At 68.4% G+C, this 21521-nt stretch carries 14 protein-coding genes, 1 pseudogene and 1 riboswitch; of the genes and pseudogenes, 7 read left to right on the top strand and 8 right to left on the bottom strand.

Annotated features, from left to right (window positions below; genetic code table 11):
- The first annotated feature begins 54 nt into the window (after positions 1-54).
- Positions 55-244: riboswitch (TPP riboswitch) on the top strand.
- Positions 237-2039 (top strand): phosphomethylpyrimidine synthase ThiC, encoded by a 1803-nt coding sequence (gene thiC / locus ACFZDI_RS23455; RefSeq protein WP_391252962.1) that lies wholly within the window; start codon positions 237-239, stop codon positions 2037-2039. Its footprint overlaps the riboswitch before it by 8 nt.
- 90 nt (positions 2040-2129) lie before the next feature.
- Here thiC and ACFZDI_RS23460 read toward each other — a convergent pair whose 3' ends face one another.
- Entirely contained in the window at positions 2130-2894 is a 765-nt protein-coding gene (locus ACFZDI_RS23460) for a hypothetical protein (RefSeq protein ID WP_391252964.1), read from the bottom strand.
- 814 nt (positions 2895-3708) lie between these two features.
- On the opposite strand from ACFZDI_RS23460, the gene ACFZDI_RS23465 reads away from it, so the two are divergent.
- Positions 3709-4623 carry a phosphotransferase gene (locus ACFZDI_RS23465; protein ID WP_391252966.1) on the top strand — a complete coding sequence of 305 codons (915 nt, stop codon included), beginning with the start codon at positions 3709-3711 and terminating at the stop codon, positions 4621-4623.
- Between the two features lie 75 nt (positions 4624-4698).
- Here ACFZDI_RS23465 and ACFZDI_RS23470 read toward each other — a convergent pair whose 3' ends face one another.
- The 4 genes from ACFZDI_RS23470 to ACFZDI_RS23485 all read right to left on the bottom strand — a co-directional run bounded on the left by ACFZDI_RS23470 (position 4699) and on the right by ACFZDI_RS23485 (position 10093).
- The gene (locus ACFZDI_RS23470) at positions 4699-6264 is read right to left on the bottom strand and encodes a recombinase family protein (RefSeq protein WP_391252968.1); all 1566 of its coding nucleotides are present in this window, start codon (positions 6262-6264) and stop codon (positions 4699-4701) included.
- Positions 6265-6560: 296 nt separating this feature from the next.
- On the bottom strand, positions 6561-7433 hold the full coding sequence (locus ACFZDI_RS23475) for a hypothetical protein (RefSeq protein WP_391252970.1): 873 nt from the start codon (positions 7431-7433) through the stop codon (positions 6561-6563).
- A gap of 183 nt (positions 7434-7616) precedes the next feature.
- Positions 7617-8702, bottom strand: a complete 1086-nt coding sequence (locus tag ACFZDI_RS23480) for a metallophosphoesterase (protein WP_391253236.1) — start codon at positions 8700-8702, stop codon at positions 7617-7619.
- Between the two features lie 278 nt (positions 8703-8980).
- Positions 8981-10093, bottom strand: a complete 1113-nt coding sequence (locus ACFZDI_RS23485) for a LacI family DNA-binding transcriptional regulator (RefSeq protein WP_234750368.1) — start codon at positions 10091-10093, stop codon at positions 8981-8983.
- 431 nt (positions 10094-10524) lie between these two features.
- Here ACFZDI_RS23485 and hisC point away from each other — a divergent pair, with 431 nt between their 5' ends.
- Positions 10525-11604, top strand: coding sequence for a histidinol-phosphate transaminase (hisC, locus tag ACFZDI_RS23490; protein ID WP_391252972.1), 1080 nt, complete (start codon positions 10525-10527; stop codon positions 11602-11604).
- 161 nt (positions 11605-11765) lie between these two features.
- Here the strand turns inward: hisC and ACFZDI_RS23495 are convergent.
- A pseudogene (locus tag ACFZDI_RS23495) lies at positions 11766-12153 on the bottom strand (cyclophilin-like fold protein).
- A 149-nt stretch (positions 12154-12302) separates the two neighbouring features.
- On the opposite strand from ACFZDI_RS23495, the gene ACFZDI_RS23500 reads away from it, so the two are divergent.
- The 4 genes from ACFZDI_RS23500 to ACFZDI_RS23515 all read left to right on the top strand — a co-directional run bounded on the left by ACFZDI_RS23500 (position 12303) and on the right by ACFZDI_RS23515 (position 19568).
- Positions 12303-13811 carry a cytochrome ubiquinol oxidase subunit I gene (locus tag ACFZDI_RS23500; protein ID WP_391252974.1) on the top strand — a complete coding sequence of 503 codons (1509 nt, stop codon included), beginning with the start codon at positions 12303-12305 and terminating at the stop codon, positions 13809-13811.
- Positions 13812-13831: 20 nt separating this feature from the next.
- Positions 13832-14836 carry a cytochrome d ubiquinol oxidase subunit II gene (gene cydB / locus ACFZDI_RS23505; RefSeq protein WP_391252976.1) on the top strand — a complete coding sequence of 335 codons (1005 nt, stop codon included), beginning with the start codon at positions 13832-13834 and terminating at the stop codon, positions 14834-14836.
- A 12-nt stretch (positions 14837-14848) separates the two neighbouring features.
- On the top strand, positions 14849-18337 hold the full coding sequence (gene cydD, locus ACFZDI_RS23510; protein ID WP_391252978.1) for a thiol reductant ABC exporter subunit CydD: 3489 nt from the start codon (positions 14849-14851) through the stop codon (positions 18335-18337).
- Between the two features lie 175 nt (positions 18338-18512).
- Positions 18513-19568 (top strand): peptidoglycan DD-metalloendopeptidase family protein, encoded by a 1056-nt coding sequence (locus tag ACFZDI_RS23515; protein ID WP_234750378.1) that lies wholly within the window; start codon positions 18513-18515, stop codon positions 19566-19568.
- A gap of 18 nt (positions 19569-19586) precedes the next feature.
- Here ACFZDI_RS23515 and ACFZDI_RS23520 read toward each other — a convergent pair whose 3' ends face one another.
- Complete coding sequence (locus ACFZDI_RS23520; RefSeq protein WP_234750380.1) at positions 19587-20474, bottom strand: Cof-type HAD-IIB family hydrolase; 888 nt, start codon at positions 20472-20474, stop codon at positions 19587-19589.
- An 82-nt stretch (positions 20475-20556) separates the two neighbouring features.
- Positions 20557-21459, bottom strand: a complete 903-nt coding sequence (locus ACFZDI_RS23525) for an LLM class flavin-dependent oxidoreductase (protein ID WP_391252980.1) — start codon at positions 21457-21459, stop codon at positions 20557-20559.
- Positions 21460-21521: the final 62 nt, after the last annotated feature.

Consider the following 21521-nt stretch of genomic DNA (forward strand, 5'->3'; position numbering starts at 1 on the left):
ACGAGGGGGGCCCTCTGTTCACCGCGCCAGAATTGCCGCTAGCGTGGGGGCACCTTTTGTACACGCGGGAGCTCGGAGCACCGGGCTGAGAGGGCGCTGACCTCCGTCCCAGCGATGTTTCACATGAAACATCGCCGGAGTCGAGTGATGTTTCACACGAAGCATCGCCGGACGGAAACCGCTGCGTCGACCGCCGAACCTGTTACCGGGTAATGCCGGCGTAGGGAGTAGGTCTCATGACCGACAAGGACGCACGCACGCCTGCCTCCGTTCAGGACGAGACGTCCGAGGAGGCCGGGAAGTCCATCGGCTGGCACAAGGCGTACATCGAGGGCACCCGCCCCGACCTGCGCGTGCCGGTTCGTCAGGTGCACCTCACCAACGGCCAGGCGGTCACGCTGTACGACACGTCAGGCCCTTACACCGATCCACTCGTCGACACCGACGTCCGCAGGGGCCTGTCGCCACTGCGCGAGAACTGGATCATCGCCCGCGGCGACACCGAGGAGTACGCGGGCCGCCCCGTCCGTCCCGAGGACGACGGCATCAAGCACACCTCGCCCCGCGGCGGTCTCCGCAATCTGGACGCGGTCTTCCCCGGCCGGCCCCGCCAGCCGCGCCGCGGCAGGAACGGCGAGGCGGTCACCCAGCTCGCGTACGCCCGCCGCGGCGAGATCACGCCCGAGATGGAGTACGTGGCCATCCGGGAGAACGTCTCGCCCGAGGTCGTGCGCGACGAGATCGCCGCAGGCCGGGCCGTGCTGCCGGCCAACGTCAACCACCCGGAGATCGAGCCGATGATCATCGGCAAGCGGTTCCTGGTGAAGGTCAACGCCAACATCGGCAACTCGGCGGTGACGTCCTCCATCGAGGAGGAGGTCGAGAAGATGACCTGGGCGACCCGCTGGGGCGCCGACACGGTCATGGACCTGTCCACCGGCCGCAACATCCACACCACGCGCGAGTGGGTGCTGCGCAACTCCCCCGTGCCCATCGGCACGGTGCCGCTCTACCAGGCACTGGAGAAGGTCGACGGCCGGGCCGAGGAGCTGACCTGGGAGATCTACAAGGACACGGTCATCGAACAGGCCGAGCAGGGCGTGGACTACATGACGGTCCACGCGGGAGTGCGCCTGGCCTACGTGCCGTTGACGGCGAACCGCAAGACCGGCATCGTCTCCCGCGGCGGCTCGATCATGGCCGCTTGGTGCCTCGCGCACCACAAGGAGTCGTTCCTGTACGAGAACTTCGAGGAGCTCTGCGAGATCCTCGCGGCCTACGACGTCACGTACTCGCTCGGCGACGGCCTCCGGCCCGGCTCGATCGCGGACGCCAATGACGAGGCACAGTTCGCGGAGTTGAGGACGCTCGGGGAACTCAACCGGATCGCCAAGCGTTTCCACGTACAAACCATGATCGAGGGCCCGGGCCACGTCCCGATGCACAAGATCAAGGAGAACATCGACCTTCAGCAGGAGATCTGCGATGAAGCTCCGTTCTATACGCTCGGCCCGCTGACCACGGACGTCGCCCCGGCGTACGACCACATCACCTCCGGCATCGGCGCCGCGATGATCGCCTGGTGGGGCACGGCGATGCTGTGCTACGTCACCCCCAAGGAGCACTTGGGCCTGCCGAATCGCGACGACGTCAAGACCGGCGTCATCACCTACAAGATCGCGGCCCACGCGGCGGACCTCGCCAAGGGACACCCGGGTGCGCAGGAGTGGGACGACGCGTTGTCCGACGCCCGTTTCGAGTTCCGGTGGGAGGACCAGTTCAACCTGGCCCTCGACCCGGACACGGCACGGGAGTTCCACGACGAGACCCTGCCCGCCGAGCCGGCCAAGACGGCTCACTTCTGCTCGATGTGCGGTCCCAAGTTCTGCAGTATGAAGATTAGCCAAAGCATCACAGAGCGGTTTGGTGGCGCGGCGGCTGAGGGGGCGTCGGCTGAGGAGGTCGCCGAGGGGATGCTCCAGAAGTCGAAGGAGTTCGCTGAGGCAGGGAACCGGGTGTACTTGCCGATCGCCGACTGAGGCGCGCAGCAGCACGCGGTCCGCGTTCCCTGTGGCAAGTACATGGGGAGCGCGGACCACTTTTGTCCATCTGGGTAGCCACTAGCTGGGTCACGTATTAGACCGTCTCGGCGGTGATGAATCAGGGGTCCGCTGCACATCGGAAAGCGTGACCTGCGCTTGCCGATCAATAATGTGTGTCACAAATTGCTGAGATGCTCCGAACACAATTGCCCATGCGATTATTTGTATCGGACTATCCAGTGCGCTCAGTCCAGGGAGAAATCCCCCGCTGATAAACAATATACCGGCGAATGCGGATATGGCGCCCAAGGGCAGCTTGAGTGTAGCGGCGGCAAGGGGCAGGGTGTAGGGGGCGTTGTGGTCGTCATGTATTTTTCGTAGTGATGAAACCGTCGTCAATGCTGCCCCGACCAAGCCAGCGAGTTCCACAGAAAATACGTCAAGACGATTGGCGTAGTCGTCGGGGAAATTCATATCTGGATCCGCTTGTTGTTCTCCTGTCGGGCAGACGACCACATTTTGTGTGGTCGCGTCACCTTCGAGATCCTCATTTTCGATTGGTACGTCCCTGTTCTCGAAGCATAGGCTGAGCGTCTGTTCGTCGAATGCGCCCCAGGTGGCAAGTGCGGCAGCGCCAAGAACAGATAGGCCTGTTGCTGCCCACAGGACGTTCGCGAATACGCGAACCCGCCTGTACTTGGCGTCGAGTGATGAATAGGATATCCTTAGGGCCGAAATGAGCGTTTCTCGATCTTCTTTGGTTATCTTTCCCTGGCCTTTCGAGATGGCTTCAATCACGCGCTCTGCTTGCACGCGCTGAGGGCTCTCCTTCGATATGTGATGCTCCACCATGGAGCGGACGGTGCTACTTCGGGCCCTCAGCTCTTCATCCGAGCTGAGGGCGAGAATATCTACGTTGGCGGCGCGAATGTTGCCCCATATGCGCTCCAATACGGGAGCCGTCCTTATCAAACGCCGATGGGTGCAGGTCCTTTCTGCGATTTCTAGATGCCTTTTGGCTCCGGCGAGTAGCACCTCCCGCTCGCACTGCTGATCAGAGTATCGAACCTTCCCTAGCTCGCATTCCTTGCGATGAATCTCCGTGCTCAGGTATCCGATCCAAACTAGCGGAAGCTCGAGCCATGGTTTCTTCGCTTTATGAGAGGGTATTTTCGCGCTCCACGAGGGTACATTGGGGTTTGCGGTTAGAGTCGCGCGTCTGCGGCCGGTCAAATGTTTCCAGAGGCCTAGCAAGACTATGACTACCCAGACTCTCAGGGCCTTCATTTCTGATCCATTGGAGAAGCGACATTTATTGCGGTCTGGGGTGCGGCTCATCGTATTTCCTTAGATGATTGCTGGCATCGATTGGCGAGCCGCAGGAAAAGATGAGAGGCGAGGGGGGAGAGCGTTTCAGAAGCTGTCGACTGCTCGCGAGCCAGCACGTGAGATAGCGCTGCACTCTCCGATGACGGCTCATTCCCAGGATGCCTCCGGGACTCCTGTGGTGCATCTCAGGCAAGCACCCTCGATTTGCCGGAGCTGGGTGGGCTGGGGTGTGGCAGTCAGCGACGGGTACGGTCTAAGCCGTGTCTGGCGTACGTTGGGTTGGTCACCTATCGCGTCCGCCGGAGGATCGCGCGCGACTAGGGGAGCTGGTACGGGCATGGCGCTTGACGCTGCTCGATCGCAAGAGGGGTTCACATCCACGAGGGCCGCGCAGGTGATGACTGCGGCATGCCGGGCGGCCGGGTTGGACGACAGAGGGGCCGAGCTGATCCGGCTGGGAGAGAACGCGCTCTTCCGCCTGGACGCAGAGCCAGTGATCGTGCGAGTGGCGCGTGGAGAACCGTGGCTGCCCAAGGCACGCGTTGAGGTTGCGGTGTCACAGTGGTTGGCCGAGGAAGGGTTCCCTGCCGCGCGCCTGGTCGATGGGCTGGAGCAGCCGTTCCTGATTGATGGCCACCCGGTGACCTTTTGGCGGCTCATCGTCGAGGGCAGCCGCAAGGCCACGTATGGGGAACTCGGCGGCATCCTGCGAGACCTGCACTCCATGACGTTGCCCGTTGGCCTGGAGCTGCCCTCGTTCAACCCCTTCGACAAGCAGGAACTGCGGATCAGCAAGGCAGCGATCCCGGAAGATGACAGGGTCTTCCTCCGCAAGCGGTGGAGTGAGCTGCGGGACCAGTTCGAGGGCTTGCGGTTCGAGACGCCCAAGGGGCCGGTCCACGGTGACGCTCACGTGCAGAACCTCATGGTCAACGACCGGGGGGAAGTCATCCTGATCGACTTCGAAGCATTCTGCTTCGATCATCCTGAGTGGGACCTGATGGTCACCTCGGTGGAGCACCACAGCTTGGGGTGGCAGACCGTAGAGCAGTACGCCGACTTCGTGCGGGCGTACGGGCGGGACCTGCACGACTGGCACGGCTACGACACGCTCCGGCGGCTCCAAGAGTTCGGCATGACCACGTGGTTGATGCAGAACGTACGGGAGGACGAAGGGACGGCGGCCGAGTACCGCCGGCGCATCGCTGCCTTGAGGAACGACGACGCGCCGCGCGATTGGCGTCCTTCGTAGCTGTTACTCGTCCTCGTCCAGACGGGCGAGCGCTTCGTTCACTGCGGAGCGTGGGGGAGATCCTCGGCCTTCAGCTCACTCGGAAGTCCGCCACACAGGCTTGAGAAGCTCAGGGTCGAATGTCTTGTTGCCCTTGCCACCCGGCACTGCGATCACGGCGCTCAGAACCTTCTTGATCGCCTCGCGCTTCTGCGTGAGCGTCTTCGATCCCCACGCGTTCCTGACGTCTTCCTTGGCCTCCTCGGCCTCCGCCTTCAGAGCTTCGTGCGCCCGCTGATCCGCACGAAGCTCCTTGATCCGCCGTTCGAGGACCGGGAGATTGCGGAAGAACGTCTCATCGTCGATGTCCGTGTCTTCGTCGTCGTGCCAACGCCGCTCCAGCTCGTTGCGGCTCCTGACGGCTCGCTCCAGGGCATCGGCCTTGTCCCAGTCCGGTACATCCTGGGCCTTGCTCGCCGCGTCGCGCTCCAGCTTGGCGATGACCAGTTCCTCGATGGCCTTGTCCGTCTTGTCGCCCCGCTTGTAGGTCTTGTTGCAGCCGCCGTCCACGGTCTTCTTGCACATGTAGGCGTGCCGGTACTTGAGCCAGTCGTTCGCCTTGATTCCGATCATCTTGTTGTTGCAGACCGTGCCGTCTTCCAGCACGTGTCCGCATCGCAGGATGCCGGTCAGCAGGTACTTGTGGACCAGGCCACCGCGCGGCATCCCGGTTCCTCGGCCACGCTCCTTGATCTTGGCCGTGACCGCGAACCACTCCTTCGGAGTGATGATCGGCTCCCACTCGCCCACGATGGGCTGATCGTCGCCGTCACGTACAAGCTCGCCCTTGATCTCGCGATATCCGCACAGCCGCGCGTTCACCAAGACCTGCTTGACGGTCTGGTACTGGAAAGCGTTCCCACGACTCGTGATGAAGCCGGCCTCCTTCCACCGGCGCGTGATCTCGGAAATGGAGGCACCCGCGATCACGTCCTTCACCGCCTGACGGATGGCTTCTGCCTCGTCCGGGCGCAACGAGACCTTGTCGTCCTCCCATCCGAAGGGGCGCCATGCCGCTACCGACTGCCCGCGGATCGCCCGGCTGCGGTGGCTGTTCCGGCTCCGACGCTCCTTCTTCCTCGTCTCGCTGAGGGACATGGCGACCCCCAGAAGCCCCTTGATCTCGAACCCTTCTGCGTAGAGGTCCTGGATGCCATTCGAGTCGTGGTAGACGCGACCTTCCTGCGTGGTGAACGCCTTCAGATACCGCTCCCAGTCACTCGGGCGCCGGTACAGCCGGTCGTCGTTGACCGCCATAACGCCGTGGATCGGATAGCCGTCCGGCGTCGTCCCGGCGGCAAGATCGGCAAGCAGCTGCTCGAAGTCATCGCGAACGATGTTCTCCTTGCTCGCGCTCTTGTCGTTGTCCGTGTAGCGGTAGACGACGAGCCATCCGAACCTGCGGGCGGTCTCGGTCATGTCCCGGTGCTGGTCCTCGACGCCGTGGGCGTCCTTCACCCGGCCGTCGAACGAGATCCGTGCGTAGCAGACGACGCACTTCAGCTCCGGGTCGGAAGCCAGCATGGCGCGCACTTCCTCGACGGACGGCAGTCCCTCGGGCGTACCTCGCAGCTTGCTGACCAACTCCTCGCGCTTGCCCACGTGTTCCCCCTCGGTCCATGTCTGGGCTGCTGGGACGACCGTAGCGCATGTGTAGGTTCTAGTAATGCTCTACAGCATGAAGATCTCGCAGGACATCCGCCGGGAACACGGCGGCACCCGGAACGAGATCGAGGAGGGCATGGCCCTGAAGTCGAAGGAGTTCGCCGCGAGCGGCAACCGCGTGTACCTGCCATCGCGGACTGACCGCCCGCGCACAGGCCCGGGGGCGGGTGGGCCCCGGCCCCCGGCCTGTGGGAGCCGCCGCTCGGAACGGACCCCGAGGGATGTTCCGACGGTCAGTCCGGCTGGTGCTCCGGTCCTCCGAAGTCCGGGCTGGAATAGTCCGGGCTGCTGAAGCTGGGGCGCGAGCCGCGGTCGCCGTCGTCGGGGCTCGTGAACCCCGGGCGGTCGTAGCCGAGGTGCGGCATGCGGCTGACCGGTGTGGACGAGGGCGTGGGGTGCAGGGCCGCGGCCGCGCCCGGGTCGGCGAGTGCTTCCTGCAGAAAAGGCAGGATGCCGCGTTCCAGCAGGGCCTCGTGCCAGGCCTCCTTGGCCTGGGCCACCTCGCCCCGCAGTTCGCCGTACGGCCCGACCTCGGCCGTGGGCTTGTTGCGCAGGGCGGTGAGCAGCAGCCCCACGGCGGCGACGAGGATCGCGACCGCGGTCACGGCACCGAACACCCAGCCCGTGGTGAGCATGGTCCGGGCGAATCCCTGGTCGGGGTCGAGCATCCGCAGGAGGTAGCCGACGAGCAGGAAGATCGCCGCGGCGGTCCCGGCCAGGACGGGTGCGAGGACGGCGACGACGGCGACGGCGCCCGCGCCGGTGGCCTCCGCGACCCCTCCCACGGTGGCGGCGAGCCCCGAGGCGTCCGTGCCCGGCTCGGAGGAGCCGGACCCGGAGCCGCGCACGGCCGGTGAACCGGCCGACGCCGGCTGGCGCAGTTCGTCGCGGACCTTGACGTAGTGCTGGTATTCGGTCGCCGCGGCCGCGGTGATGAGCGCGGTGGCGCTCAGGGCCATGGTGCGCAGCTGTTCGGGGTTGAGCCGCTGTCCGACAGCGGCCAGTTCCGGACGGTGTGGTGCGGAGCGCAGCGCCTCATCGAGGATCCGCTCGTATTCCTGGCGGTCCTCGCTCAGCAGGTGCTGCGGAACGCTGTTCATGTGCATCCCCCGATGCTCCGTAGGGCTTGGGGCTCGGCATGCTGACGAGCCGTCGGGCAGAAACGGAGGGGAGCCTGCTACGGATAAGCCGATGGTAGAGCGGCGACGGTATGCGGTGACAGGGGGTTTACCGAAATTGGCCCCTCACCGGCCCGGTCCGCCGACGCGGGACGCCGGCGCGGTGAACGTTCACGTCTCCAGCGGCAGTTGCTGGACCAGCAGCTTTCCGGCCATGGTCACGCCGCCGTCCATCGCGATGGCGAGTCCGTCGGCGTAGACGTGCGGGCCCTCGATCACGGGGTCGCGGCTCTCCTCGTCCTCCTCCGAGCCGACCTCGCCGAGCAGATACGGAATCGGGCTGTGCCCGTGAACGATGCGAGTGCCGCCGTACGTATCGAGCAGGGAGCGCACGGCGTCCGCGCCACCCTCGTCGCGGAAGGAGAACCGCTTGGTGAACTTACGGAACAGGTCCCAGACCTCGTCCGCGTCGTTGCGGGTGATCGTCTCGCGGACGGTGTCGTTGACCTCTTCGATGGAGCGGCCGTAGTCGAGGTAGGCGGTGGTGTCGGAGTGGACGAGCAGGTGTCCGTCGACCTCCTCGACGGCGTCCAGGCGGGACATCCACTGCAGGTGGTGGTCCTGGAGGCGGTCCATGTCGGTCTTCTGGCCGCCGTTGAGCAGCCAGGCCGCCTGGAAGGTGGCGGTGCCTGCTCCGGAGTTGACGGGGGTGTCGCCGAACCGCTTCGCACCCAGCAGGAGCAGCTCGTGGTTGCCCATGAGCGCCTTGCAGTAGCCGCCGGCCGCGGCGGCCTCGGCGGACAGCCGCATGACCAGGTCGATGACGCCGATGCCGTCCGGGCCGCGGTCGGTGAAGTCGCCGAGGAACCAGAGCCGGGCGGTGCCCGCGCACCAGTTGCCGGCCGCGTCGAGCAGGCCCTTCTCCTGGAGGGCGGACACCAGCTGGTCGAGGTAGCCGTGCACGTCCCCCACGACGTACAGCGGGCCCTGCCCGGTGGTGGACTGCGGGGCGGCGGTCTCGGGATCCACGGTCACCTGAACAGTGTCACCCCGGTTGACGACGGGGAGGTCGCGCTGGGTCGGCGTGTATCCCTCGGGGTAGGTCTCCTCGGGCGGCGGGGCGACCTCGGGGCGGACGCTGTGGATGTACGGACCGGCCTCGTGGACGTACGCGGGCACCCGGAAGTCGCGCAGCGTCGCCGTCCGCTCCACCTCGGGTCCCTGACCGGCCCCCTGAGTCATCGACCCCTCCACCATCGCGCCGCGTTGCACCGCATCGGACTGCCTGGTCGTGGCGGCCCGCGGGTGCCGTGGGCCCATCATAGGAATGCGGATCGCGCCATGTGATGACCCAGGGGTGCTGAATCAGAGCAAGAGTCCAGTTCACCGCGGCTTTCGCCCCGATTGGGCCGGGCTTTGACCACCGTGTGACCGCCTTCGCCCTTCTTCTCTTCGCGAGAACGATCCCTTCTCTCCGGGGGACCGGCCCTGTTTCTCCCCGGGAGTGCGTTCTTCCCCCTGGCCCGGTGCGGGGCCTAGGCGCCCTCGGGCGATCGCGGGGGGCTGACCGTCGTGCGCGGCGGGCGTCGCTGGGACGAGGTGCGCACGATCAGCTCCGTCGGTATCACCTGCTCCACCGTGTGGTCGGATTGCACTCCCTCGATGGCGTCGATGAGGAGCTGCACCACCGCGGTGCCGATGCGGCGCGGTTTCAGGGAGAGGGTGGTGATGGGCGGCTCGGTGTTGGCGTACACCGTGGACTCGCTGCAGCAGACCAGCAGCAGGTCGTCGGGGACGCGCAGGCCGTACCGGCGGGCGGCGGCGAGCAGGTCGGTGCCGTTCGGGTCGAACAGTCCGTAGACCGCGTCGGGCCGGTCGGGCCGGGCGAGGAGGCGGTCGGCGGCGACGGCGCCCGCGCATGGATCGTGCGCCGGATAGGCCTCGTACACCGGGTCCTGTCCCACGCGCTCGCACCAGCGCAGGTATGCGGTGGTCGACAGGTGGGTGTAGGTGTCCGTCGTCGTACCGGTCAGCAGACCGATGCGGCGGGCGCCGGCGGCGGCCAGGTGGTCGAGGATGCCGAGGACGGCGGCCTCGTGGTCGTTGTCGACCCAGGCCGTGACCGGCAGCGCACCGGCCGGGCGGCCGTCGGAGACCACCGGTAGCCCCTGCCGGACCAGCTCGCTGACGACCGGGTCCTGGTCGGAGGGGTCGATGACGACCGTGCCGTCCAGGGCGACGTTCGACCACACGTCGTGGCGGGAGGTCGCGGGCAGGATGACGAGGGCGTAGCCGCGGGCGAGCGCGGCGGAGGTCGCGGCCCGTGCCATCTCGGCGAAGTACGCGAACTCCGTGAAGGTGAAAGGTTCATCCCCGTACGTGGTCACGGTCAGGCCGATGAGGCCCGACTTGCCGGTACGGAGGGTCCGGGCGGCGGCCGAGGGCCGGTAGCCCAGCCGGTCGGCGACTTCCCGGACATGGCGCCGGGTGGCGTCCGGGAGCCGGCCCTTGCCGTTGAGGGCGTCGGAGACGGTCGTGATGGAGACTCCGGCGGCGGCGGCCACGTCTCTGATGCCGGCCCGACCCGGTCGGCTGCCTCGCCGTGAGGTTTCCGCGCGACTCACCTGGTGCTTCCCTGCTGCTGTCATGGCGAGCCGATAGTAGGGCTCATGCGGTGGGGTAGTGCGGACGCATATGCACGCGTTGACAGGCACGTTTCTGCATGATCATTTCACTTCAATTGCCTTGGAACTCAAGGAGGTTGAGCGCTTTCTTGACAGTACGTGTGTTGTCGGCGCGCACGTGCCTGCCAAGTGGCTGAGGTTGCGAAGAGGTCTCAACTCACCTGCACGGGGGATGCGCGCCACGGCGTACACCACCGGCGCATAGATATATGTGCGGCGCGCCCCCGCATTCATACGCCTTGGTGTGGTGATGCCCCAGATGCCCGTGGGACAGAGGAGGACGGGGCCGGCCGCTCGGTCGTGGCTATACGCAGCGGCGCCGAATCCTCATAAGGTGAGGAGTATTGGATGTCGGCGGCGGTCATGGGCCGCCGGTCTTCACGAGGAGGACTGCGGTGAGCGAGACGAGCCCCAAGCTGCGCGCCGAGCTGGAGGGGATCCCCACCTACAAGCCGGGCAAGCCCGCCGCGGCAGGTGGGCCGGTGGCCTACAAGCTGTCCTCCAACGAGAACCCGTATCCGCCGCTGCCGGGCGTGATGGAGAGCGTGACGGCGGCGGCCTGCAACTTCAACCGCTACCCGGACATGGCCTGTACGGCGCTGATGAACGAGCTGTCCGAGCGGTTCGGCGTGCCTCTCTCCCACCTGGCCACCGGTACCGGCTCGGTCGGTGTCGCCCAGCAGCTGATCCAGGCCACGTCCGGCCCCGGCGACGAGGTGATGTACGCCTGGCGGTCCTTCGAGGCGTACCCGATCATCACGCAGATCAGCGGCGCGACGTCGGTCCAGGTACCGCTGACCCCCGGCGATGTGCACGACCTCGACGCGATGGCCGACGCGATCACCGACCGGACCCGGCTGATCTTCGTCTGCAACCCCAACAACCCGACCGGCACGGTGGTGCGGCGGGCGGAGCTGGAGCGGTTCCTCAACCGGGTCCCGCGCGATGTCCTGGTGGTCCTCGACGAGGCCTACCGTGAGTTCATCCGCGACCCCGAGGTGCCGGACGGTGTCGAGATCTACCGCGACCGGCCCAACGTCTGTGTCCTGCGGACCTTCTCCAAGGCGTACGGCCTCGCCGGCCTGCGGGTCGGTTTCGCCATCGCCCATGAGCCGGTGGCGGCGGCGCTGCGCAAGACGGCGGTGCCGTTCGGCGTGAGCCAGCTCGCGCAGGAGGCGGCGATCGCCTCACTGCGCGCCGAGGACGAACTGTTCGGCCGGGTCGGTTCGCTGGTGTGTGAGCGCACGCGCGTGGTCGACGGGCTGCGCTCGCAGGGCTGGACGGTGCCGGAGACCCAGGCCAACTTCGTGTGGCTGCGGCTGGGGGAGCGCACGGTCGCCTTCGCGCAGGCCTGTGAGCAGGCGGGAGTGGTGATCCGGCCGTTCCCGGGCGAGGGTGTGCGGGTGACGGTCGGGGAGGCCGAGGGGAACGACATCTTCCTGAAGGTGTCGGAAGGGTTCCGCAAGGAGCAGTAGGGCTTCGTGTGCCTACCGGGATGCAGGGAGCTGTGGCGCTCCGCGAGTCCGGCACGGACAAGGAGGCTGTGGCGCTCCGCGAGTCCGCTACGGACAAGGAGGCTGTGGCGCTCCGCGAGTCCGGTCAAGGACTGGAAGGCTGTCGCGCTCCGCGTGTCCGGTCAGAGGTCCAGGAGTTCCACGCGGACGGGGTCGCCGTCCCGCACGGTTGCGAGCAGTCCCGGGTCGCCGTCGAGGCGGCCCAGGACATTGCACGGCCCGGCGAGACGGCATTCGTCGCCCCGTGAGATCGGCGTGGGGCCCGTAGGGGAGGGCGAGGGCGTCACCGTCGGTCCAAAAGGCGACGGTCCCCGGCTCGACGACCTCGCGGGCGCCTGTTTCACGTGAAACGGAAACCCCCGTGTCGAAGTACACCTCCGCGCCCCAGGTTCGAGCCGTGGAGACGAGGGGCAGCGCCCTGGCGAGGGCCTGACTGGTGACCGTGTCGTCGAGCGACGCGTTGAGGTGCCCCGAAGGCCAAGATATTCGTATCTGTAGTGGTGCTTGCATGCCGTCGATTCAACAATATGTTGAAGTTCCAGCCAAGGGGTTGACTGTGACGGGGGAGACAGGGACCCCCTCGGGGCGCTCGAATGTCCGTGCTGCATAATGGCTTGTGAATGTGAACGCTTTCACAAGCGTATGTAAGGAGCGGCGACGTGGACCTGGCTTTGGCGCCGGAGACCCTGGCGCGATGGCAGTTCGGAATCACCACCGTCTACCACTTTCTGTTCGTCCCCCTGACGATCTCGCTGGCCGCGCTCACGGCCGGTCTGCAGACGGCGTGGGTGCGGACGGAGAAGGAGAAGTACCTCCGGGCGACGAAGTTCTGGGGCAAGCTCTTCCTGATCAACATCGCGATGGGCGTGGTCACCGGCATCGTGCAGGAGTTCCAGTTCGGCATGAACTGGTCCGACTACTCGCGCTTCGTCGGTGACGTCTTCGGTGCGCCGCTGGCCTTCGAGGCCCTGATCGCCTTCTTCTTCGAGTCCACCTTCATCGGCCTGTGGATCTTCGGCTGGGACAAGCTGCCGAAGAAGATCCACCTGGCCTGTATATGGATGGTCTCCATCGGCACGATCCTGTCGGCCTACTTCATCCTCGCGGCCAACTCCTGGATGCAGCACCCCGTCGGCTACCGGATCAACGAGGCGAAGGGCCGGGCCGAGCTCACCGACTTCTGGCTCGTGCTGACCCAGAACACCGCGCTCGCCCAGGTCTTCCACACGCTCACCGCGGCGTTCCTCACCGGTGGCGCCTTCATGGTCGGCATCGCCGCCTTCCACCTGGTCCGCAAGAAGCACGTCCCCGTGATGAAGACCTCGCTCCGGCTGGGCCTGGTCACCGTCGTCATCGGCGGCCTCCTCACCGCGGTCAGCGGTGACGTGCTCGGCAAGATCATGTACCAGCAGCAGCCGATGAAGATGGCCGCGGCCGAGGCGCTGTGGGACGGCGAGAAGCCGGCTCCCTTCTCGGTCTTCGCCGTCGGTGACGTCGACAAGGGCCACAACAAGGTCGCCATCGAGATCCCCGGACTGCTGTCCTTCCTCGCGAAAGACGACTTCAGCTCGTACGTCCCCGGCATCAACGACGTCAACAAGGCCGAGCAGGAGAAGTACGGACCGGGCGACTACCGGCCCAACATCCCCGTCGCCTACTGGGGCTTCCGGTGGATGATCGGCTTCGGTATGACGTCGTTCGCCATCGGCCTGGCCGGGCTGTGGCTGACCCGCAAGAAGTTCATGCTGCCGCAGCACCTGAGGGTGGGCGACGACGAGGTGCCTCATCTCGTCCTGCTGCCGAAGAAGGCACTCGGCCCGACCCTCACCAAGTGGTACTGGCGCATCGCGATCCTGACCCTGGGCTTCCCGTTGATCGCCAGCTCCTGGGGCTGGATCTTCACCGAGATGGGCCGCCAGCCGTGGGTCGTCTACGGCCTGTTCCAGACGCGGGACGCGGTCTCCCCCGGTGTCTCGCAGGCCGAGGTCATCACGTCGATGGTCGTCTTCACCACGCTGTACGCGATCCTCGCCATCGTCGAGGTGAAGCTGCTGGTCAAGTACGTCAAGGCGGGCCCGCCGGAACTCACCGAGGCCGACCTCAACCCGCCCACGAAGATCGGCGGCGACTCCCGTGACGCCGACAAGCCGATGGCCTTCTCGTACTAGGCCGAGGGAGCTGCACAGTCATGGAACTGCACGACGTCTGGTTCGTCTTGATCGCCGTCCTGTGGACCGGCTACTTCTTCCTGGAGGGCTTCGACTTCGGGGTCGGCGTGCTCACGAAGCTGCTCGCCCGGAACCGGCCCGAGAAGCGGGTGCTGATCAACACCATCGGCCCCGTCTGGGACGGCAACGAGGTGTGGCTGCTCTCCGCGGGCGGCGCCACTTTCGCCGCCTTCCCCGAGTGGTACGCCACGCTCTTCTCCGGCTTCTACCTGCCCCTGCTGCTCATCCTGGTCTGCCTGATCGTCCGGGGGGTGGCCTTCGAGTACCGCGTGAAGCGGCCCGAGGAGAACTGGCAGCGCAACTGGGAGACGGCGATCTTCTGGGCCTCGCTGCTGCCCGCGTTCCTGTGGGGTGTCGCCTTCGGCAACATCGTGCGGGGCGTGCAGATCGACCAGGACTTCAACTACGCCGGCGGCGTTCTGGACCTGCTCAATCCGTATGCACTGCTGGGCGGCCTGGTCACACTGTCCCTGTTCACCTTCCACGGCACGGTGTTCGTCGGGCTCAAGACGGTCGGGGAGATCCGGGAGCGGGCGCGGAAGCTGGCGCTGCGCGTCGGAGCGGTGACCGCCCTGCTGGCGCTCGCCTTCCTGCTGTGGACGCAGGCCGACCGCGGTGACGGTTCGTCGCTGGTGGCGATGGTCGCTGCCGTGGCCTCGCTCCTCATCGCCCTGGTCGCGGCACGGGCCGGACGCGAGGGCTGGGCGTTCGCGTGGTCGGGACTCACCATCGTGGCCACGGTGGCGATGCTGTTCCTGACGCTCTTCCCGAACGTCATGCCGTCGACGCTGAACCCGGACTGGAGCCTGACGGTCACCAACGCCTCCTCCAGCCCCTACACGCTGAAGATCATGACCTGGTGTGCCGGGATCGCCACTCCGGTCGTCCTGCTCTACCAGGGCTGGACCTACTGGGTGTTCCGCAAGCGGATCGGCACGCAGCACATCGCCGAGACCGTGCACTGAGGTGTGTTTCACGTGAAACCGATCGATCCCCGTCTGCTGCGCTACGCCCGTGCCACCCGACTGTTCCTGGTGGCGGTCGTGGCCCTCGGGGCCGTGGGGGCGGGGCTGGTCATCGCTCAGGCGATGCTCATCGCCGAGGTGGTCGTCGGCGCGTTCCAGCACCGCATGGCGGTGTCCGGACTCGGCACTCCCCTGCTGCTGTTGGCCGCTGTCGCGGTCGGGCGGGCGCTGGTCGGCTGGCTCACCGAGCTCGCCGCGCACCGGGCGAGCGCGGCGGTGAAGTCCGAGCTGCGGGGACGACTGCTGGAGCGTGCCGTCGAGCTGGGGCCCGGCTGGCTGGGCGGGCAGCGGACCGGTTCACTGGTCGCCCTGGCCACCCGAGGCGTCGACGCCCTGGACGACTACTTCTCGCGGTACCTGCCACAGTTGGGTCTCGCGGTGGTCGTGCCGGTGGCGGTGCTGGCGCGGATCGTCACCGAGGACTGGGTCTCTGCGGCCATCATCGTGGGCACCCTGCCCCTCATCCCGGTGTTCATGGTGCTGATCGGCTGGGCCACCCAGTCCCGGATGGACCGTCAGTGGCAGCTGCTGTCGCGGCTGTCCGGGCACTTCCTTGACGTCGTCGCGGGGCTGCCGACGCTGAAGGTCTTCGGCCGGGCCAAGGCGCAGGCCGAGTCGATCCGGCGCATCACCGGCGAGTACCGGCGCGCGACCATGCGGACGCTGCGGATCGCCTTCATCTCCTCCTTCGCTCTGGAACTGCTCGCGACGATCTCGGTGGCGCTGGTCGCCGTGACGATCGGCATGCGGCTGGTGCACGGGGAGATGGACCTGTACATCGGCCTTGTCATCCTGATCCTCGCGCCCGAGGCCTATCTGCCGTTGCGGCAGGTGGGGGCCCAGTACCACGCGGCGGCCGAGGGGCTCGCCGCCGCCGAGGAGATCTTCGAGGTCCTGGAGACGCCCGTCCCGGCGTCCGGTTCCGTGGCCGTGCCGGAGGGTGCGCTGTCCTTCGAGGGCGTGACCGTCCGGTACCCGGGGCGGTCGGCGGATGCCGTCTCGGACGTGACCTTCCGCGTCGAGCCCGGGGAGACGGTCGCACTCGTGGGACCGAGTGGCGCCGGCAAGTCGACGCTGCTGAGCGTTCTGCTGGGGTTCGCCCGTCCGGCCGAGGGGCGGGTGAGGGTCGGGCGTGTCGATCTCGCTGACGCCGACCTGAAGCAGTGGCACTCCCGGATCGCGTGGGTGCCGCAGCGGCCCCACCTCTACGCCGGGACGATCGCCGAGAACGTACGGCTGGCGCGGCCCGGTGCCGATGACGCTTCCGTCCGGCGGGCGCTTGGGGACGCCGGGGCGCTGGAGTTCGTCGACGCGCTGCCCGCGGGTGTCGAGACAGTGCTCGGTGAGGACGGCGCCGGGCTGTCCGCCGGGCAGCGGCAACGGCTCGCGCTGGCCCGCGCTTTCCTCGAGGACCGGTCCGTGCTGCTGCTCGACGAGCCGACGGCGGCGCTGGACGGGGCCACCGAGGCCGAGGTCGTCGCAGCGGTGCGCCGTCTCGTGGCGGGCCGGACGGTCCTGCTGGTGGTGCACCGGCCGGCGCTGCTGGAGGTCGCCGACCGGGTCGTGCGGCTGGCGGAGCCCGAAGCCGCCCCTGTGGTGCCCGCGACGTCCGCCGCGGCGCCCGGCACCGAGACCCGCTCTGTCGAGACCGAGGCGACCGCCCCGGCTGCGTCCGACGAACCGTCCGCTTCCGCCGGAGTCCTCGGCCGCGTCCGCGCGCTGTCCGGTGCCCGGCGCGGGCGGCTGGGGCTCGCCCTGCTGCTGGGGAGTCTCGCGCTGGGGAGTGCCGTGGGGCTGATGGCCACCTCGGGATGGCTGATCTCGCGAGCCTCGCAGCAGCCGCCCGTGCTGTATTTGATGATGGCCGTCACCGCGACGCGGGCGTTCGGGATCGGGCGGGCCGTGTTCCGGTACGCCGAGCGGCTGGTGTCGCACGACGCCGTGTTGCGGATGCTGGCGGACACCCGGGTCGCGGTGTTCCGCCGGCTGGAGCGGCTCGCACCGGCCGGACTGCTCCGGGTCCGCCGGGGCGATCTGCTGTCCCGGCTGGTCGCGGACGTGGACGCGTTGCAGGACTACTGGCTGCGGTGGCTGTTGCCGGCCGGGGCAGCCCTGGTCGTCTCGGCCGCGTCGGTCGGCTTCACGGCGTGGCTGCTGCCCGAGGCCGGGGCGGTGCTCGCGGCCGGGCTCCTGGCGGCGGGGGTCGGCGTGCCGCTGATCACCGGAGCGGTGGCCCGGCGGGCCGAGCACACACTGGCGCCCGCCCGCGGGGTGCTCGCGACGAGGGTGACCGATCTGCTGACCGGCACCGCGGAACTGGCCGTCGCCGGTGCCCTGCCCGCGCGGACCGCCCAGGCCCGCGAGGCCGACGGAACGCTGACCCGGATCGCCTCGCGCGCGGCCACTGCCACCGCCCTGGGCGACGGTCTCACCGCGCTGGTCTCCGGGCTGACCGTCACGGCCGCTGCCCTGGCCGGTGCCCAGGCGGTCGCCGCGGGGCGGCTCGACGGCGTGGCCATGGCCGTCGTCGTCCTCACCCCGCTCGCCGCCTTCGAGGCCGTGCTCGGGCTGCCGCTCGCCGTGCAGTACCGGCAGCGCGTGCGCCGCAGCGCGGAACGGGTGTACGAGGTGCTGGACGCGCCGGAGCCGGTGCGGGAGCCGGAGCGGCCCCGGCAGGCGCCCGCGTCGCCGTTCCCGGTCGTCGTCAAGGGACTGACCGCCCGGCACGCCGGGCAGGACCGGGAGGCGCTCGGCAGGCTCGATCTGACCCTGGAGGAGGGGCGCCGGATCGCCGTGGTCGGGCCCTCCGGCTCCGGCAAGACCACCCTGGCGCAGGCGCTGCTGCGGTTCCTCGACGCGGAGGCCGGGTCGTACACGCTCGGGGGTGTGGACGCGTACGCGCTCCACGGTGACGACGTACGGAGGTTCGTCGGGCTGTGTGCACAGGATGCGCACCTCTTCGACAGCTCGCTGCGCGAGAACCTGCTGCTCGCCCGCAAGGACGCCACCGAGAACGAGCTGCGCGCCGTGCTGGGCCGTGCCAGGTTGCTGGACTGGGCGGACAGCCTGCCCGAGGGTCTGGACACGCTCGTCGGCGAGCACGGGGCGCGGCTGTCGGGAGGCCAGCGCCAGCGGCTGGCACTGGCCCGGGCCCTGCTCGCCGACTTCCCCGTCCTGGTGCTGGACGAGCCCGCCGAGCACCTCGACCTGGTGACGGCCGACGCGCTCACCGCCGATCTGCTGGCCGTCACCGAGGGACGCACGACGCTGCTCATCACGCACCGGCTGGCCGGCCTCGAAGCGGTCGACGACGTGCTCGTGCTCGACCGGGGCCGGGTCGTGCAGCGTGGTCCCTACGCGGACCTGCTGGCGGTGGACGGGCCGCTGCGAAGGATGGCGGACCGCGAGGCGGCGGCACAGTCGCTGGTGGGAGCGCGGTAGCAGCCGACCCACGGGCACCGGGACCTTCGGCGCAGCCGGCCACTACGGGCACCGAGTCCTTCGGGGCAGCCGGTCCAGCCGGTCACCACGGGCACTGGGCCGTTCGGCGCAGCCGGTCCCCCGGCCGTACGACGTGAACAGGACCGGGCCCGCGTGCTGGGTGACGATCGCTGACATGCGCTCATATCGCCGCCTTCGGCTGATCGTTCCGGTCCTGCTGTGTGCACTGGCCGTGCTCGCGGCCCGGCCGACGACAGCGCACAAGGAACCCGGCACCGGCCCGGAGACCGGCCTCAGCGCCGAGGTGGTGCGGCTGTACGAGGAGGCCGCGGTGGCGACCCAGCAGTACGAGGCCGGGCGCAAGGAGGCCGACGCGCAGCGGGCCGAGGCCCAGCGGGCGGAGGCGCTCCTGGACGTGCAGCGGCGACACATCGCCTCCCTGCACGAGGACCTGGGCCGCATCGCCCGCGCCCAGTACCGCAGCAGCGGTGGCCTGCCGGTGGCCGCCCACATCATCCTCGCCGACAGTCCCGAGAGCCTGATGCGCGGTCAGCACGCCTTCTCCCAGGCGGACCTCGCCGTGAACAACGCGATCTCCAAGAACCGGCGTGCCGAGGCGCGACTGGCGGCGGACGAGGCCAGGGCCGCCGACCGGTGGCAGGCGCTGGAGAGACGCAACACGCAACTGGCCGCTCTGAAGGCCGACATCGAGCAGAAGCTGGAGACGGCCCGTTCGGAGCTTCAAGGACAGGCGGACGCCGCGGTCGCCGCCGGGGCGTGCCGCGGAGCCGTCCGGCTCGACCAGCCGGTGACGGGGTTCACCGACGGGGACTGGGTCGCCCCGGTGGAGACGTACGAGCTGTCGGCGTCCTACGGCAGCGGTGGTGCGCGCTGGTCGAACCGGCACACCGGGCAGGACTTCGCGGTGCCGATCGGGACGCCGGTACGGGCCGTGGGCGCGGGCCGGGTGGTGAAGGTGTCCTGCGGTGGCCCGTTCGGGATGGAGGTCGTGCTCAAGCACGCGGGCGGCTACTACACGCAGTACGCCCATCTCGCCTCGCTCGCGGTCGACCAGGGGGAGCACGTCAGTCCCGGACAGTGGATCGGCCAGTCCGGCACCACGGGCAACTCCACCGGGCCCCACCTGCACTTCGAGGCCCGGATCACAGCGGAGTCGGGCTCGTCGGTGGACCCGGTCTCGTGGCTGACCGCGCGCGGGGTGTCCCTCTGACAGACCCGGCTCCGGCTGCTACGGCCGTTCCGCCAGCAGCTGCTCGATCACGACCGCCACCCCGTCCTCGTTGTTCGCCACCGTCCGGCCCGAGGCGGCGGCGACCACGTCCGGGTGGGCGTTGCCCATCGCGAACGACCGGCCCGCCCAGGTCAGCATCTCCACGTCGTTCGGCATGTCACCGAAGGCGACGACCTGCTCGTGCGAGATGCCGCGCTCGGCGCAGCACAGGGCGAGAGTGCTTGCCTTGGACACTCCGGGACCGCTGATCTCGAGCAGAGCGCTGGGGCTGGAGCGGGTCACGCCGGCACGGTCGCCGATGGCGAGGCGGGCCAGGGTCAGGAACGCGTCGGGGTCGAGCTCGGGGTGGTAGGCGAGGATCTTCAGCACCGGCTCCGCGGCGGCCCGATGGTCCGGGCCCAGCACTTCCTCGGCCGGGGCGAGGCTGTCCGGTGTCTCCATGTGCAGCTTCGGGTACGCCGGCTCCTGGTAGAAGCCGTAGGTCTGCTCCACCGCGTACACCGTGCCCGGTGCCGCGTCGCGCAGCAGCCGTACGGCGTCCAGGGCGTTCTCCCGGGCCAGCTCCCGCACCTTCACGAACCGGTGGGCACCGGGGCCGCCGTGCAGGTCGACCACGGCGGCGCCGTTTCCGCAGATCGCCAGGCCGTGGCCGTGCACATGGTCGCTGACGACATCCATCCAGCGGGCCGGGCGGCCGGTCACGAAGAAGACCTCGATGCCCGCCTCCTCAGCGGCGGCCAGTGCGGCGACCGTACGCGGGGACACCGACTTGTCGTCGCGCAGCAGAGTGCCGTCGAGGTCGGTGGCGATCAGCCGCGGTGGGAGGGTCTCGGCCGCGGTCTCGGGCTGTCGGGTCGCTGAGGTCACCCGGCCATTGTCCCGCACATGTCTGCACGGGCGTGCGGGGCTCCGCACAGGTGAGTGGATACCGCCCTGAACAGGGGCCCCCGGGCCTGTCCGTCGACGCTCAGCGCAGTTGCGCCGGTGCCTCCATCGCGATCTGCTCGAAGACCTTCTCGTCCGCGGCGAACGGCGAGTCGGGGATCGGCCAGTGGATGACGATCTCGGTGAAGCCCAGCTCCACATGCCGTCCGGCGAAGTCGACGAACGCGTTCAGGGACTGGAGCGGTCCGACGCGGTCCGGCGTGAATCCGGTGAGCAGCACCCGGTCGAGATCGGTCATGTCGCGGCCGACCTCGGCGCAGATGTCGTCGAGCCGCTCCGCCTGCCCGCGAATGGCCTGAATCGACTGTTCAGGGGTGCCGTTCTCGTACAGCTTCGGGTCGCCCGTGGTGACCCATGCCTGCCCGAACCGGGCGGCGAGCCGCATCCCGCGCGGCCCAGTCGCGGCCACCGCGAACGGCAGCCTGGGGCGCTGCACACAGCCGGGGATGTTCCGCGCCTCGTGGGCGGAGTAGAAGTCGCCCTCGTACGACACGGCGTCCTCGCACAGCAGCCGGTCGAGGAGCGGGACGAACTCGGCGAAGCGGTCGGCCCGCTCGCGCGGGGTCCAGGGCTCCTGGCCGAGCGCGGTGGCGTCGAAGCCGGAGCCGCCCGCGCCTATGCCCAGCGTGACCCGCCCGCCGGAGATGTCGTCGAGGGAGATCAGCTCCTTGGCGAGGGTCACGGGGTGCCGGAAGTTCGGCGAGGTGACCAGGGTGCCCAGCCGCAGCCGGTCGGTCACGCTCGCGGCGGCCGTGAGGGTCGGCACGGCGCCGAACCACGGGCCGTCCCGGAAGGTGCGCCAGGACAGATGGTCGTAGGTGTACGCGGTGTGGAAGCCGAGCTGCTCGGCGCGCGTCCAGGCCGCGCGGCCGCCTTCGTGCCAGCGGCGGTACGGGAGGATCACGGTGCTCAGACGCAGACTCATGACACGAGCCTAAGGGAGCCCCGACGGTCCCCCCTGTTTCACGTGAAACAGTCACCGTGCGC

Origin of the sequence: Streptomyces sp. NPDC007907 (assembly GCF_042959365.1) — a bacterium.
Lineage (GTDB): Bacteria > Actinomycetota > Actinomycetes > Streptomycetales > Streptomycetaceae > Streptomyces > Streptomyces indiaensis.

Bases quoted from the DNA above. Each gene is read 5' to 3' on its own strand.
- thiC (WP_391252962.1), top strand. From the start codon at position 237: ATGACCGACAAGGACGCACGCACGCCTGCCTCCGTTCAGGACGAGACG.
- ACFZDI_RS23460 (WP_391252964.1), bottom strand. From the start codon at position 2,894: ATGGTGGAGCATCACATATCGAAGGAGAGCCCTCAGCGCGTGCAAGCA.
- ACFZDI_RS23465 (WP_391252966.1), top strand. From the start codon at position 3,709: ATGGCGCTTGACGCTGCTCGATCGCAAGAGGGGTTCACATCCACGAGG.
- ACFZDI_RS23475 (WP_391252970.1), bottom strand. From the start codon at position 7,433: ATGCACATGAACAGCGTTCCGCAGCACCTGCTGAGCGAGGACCGCCAG.
- ACFZDI_RS23480 (WP_391253236.1), bottom strand. From the start codon at position 8,702: ATGGTGGAGGGGTCGATGACTCAGGGGGCCGGTCAGGGACCCGAGGTG.
- ACFZDI_RS23485 (WP_234750368.1), bottom strand. From the start codon at position 10,093: ATGACAGCAGCAGGGAAGCACCAGGTGAGTCGCGCGGAAACCTCACGG.
- cydB (WP_391252976.1), top strand. From the start codon at position 13,832: ATGGAACTGCACGACGTCTGGTTCGTCTTGATCGCCGTCCTGTGGACC.
- ACFZDI_RS23515 (WP_234750378.1), top strand. From the start codon at position 18,513: ATGCGCTCATATCGCCGCCTTCGGCTGATCGTTCCGGTCCTGCTGTGT.
- ACFZDI_RS23525 (WP_391252980.1), bottom strand. From the start codon at position 21,459: ATGAGTCTGCGTCTGAGCACCGTGATCCTCCCGTACCGCCGCTGGCAC.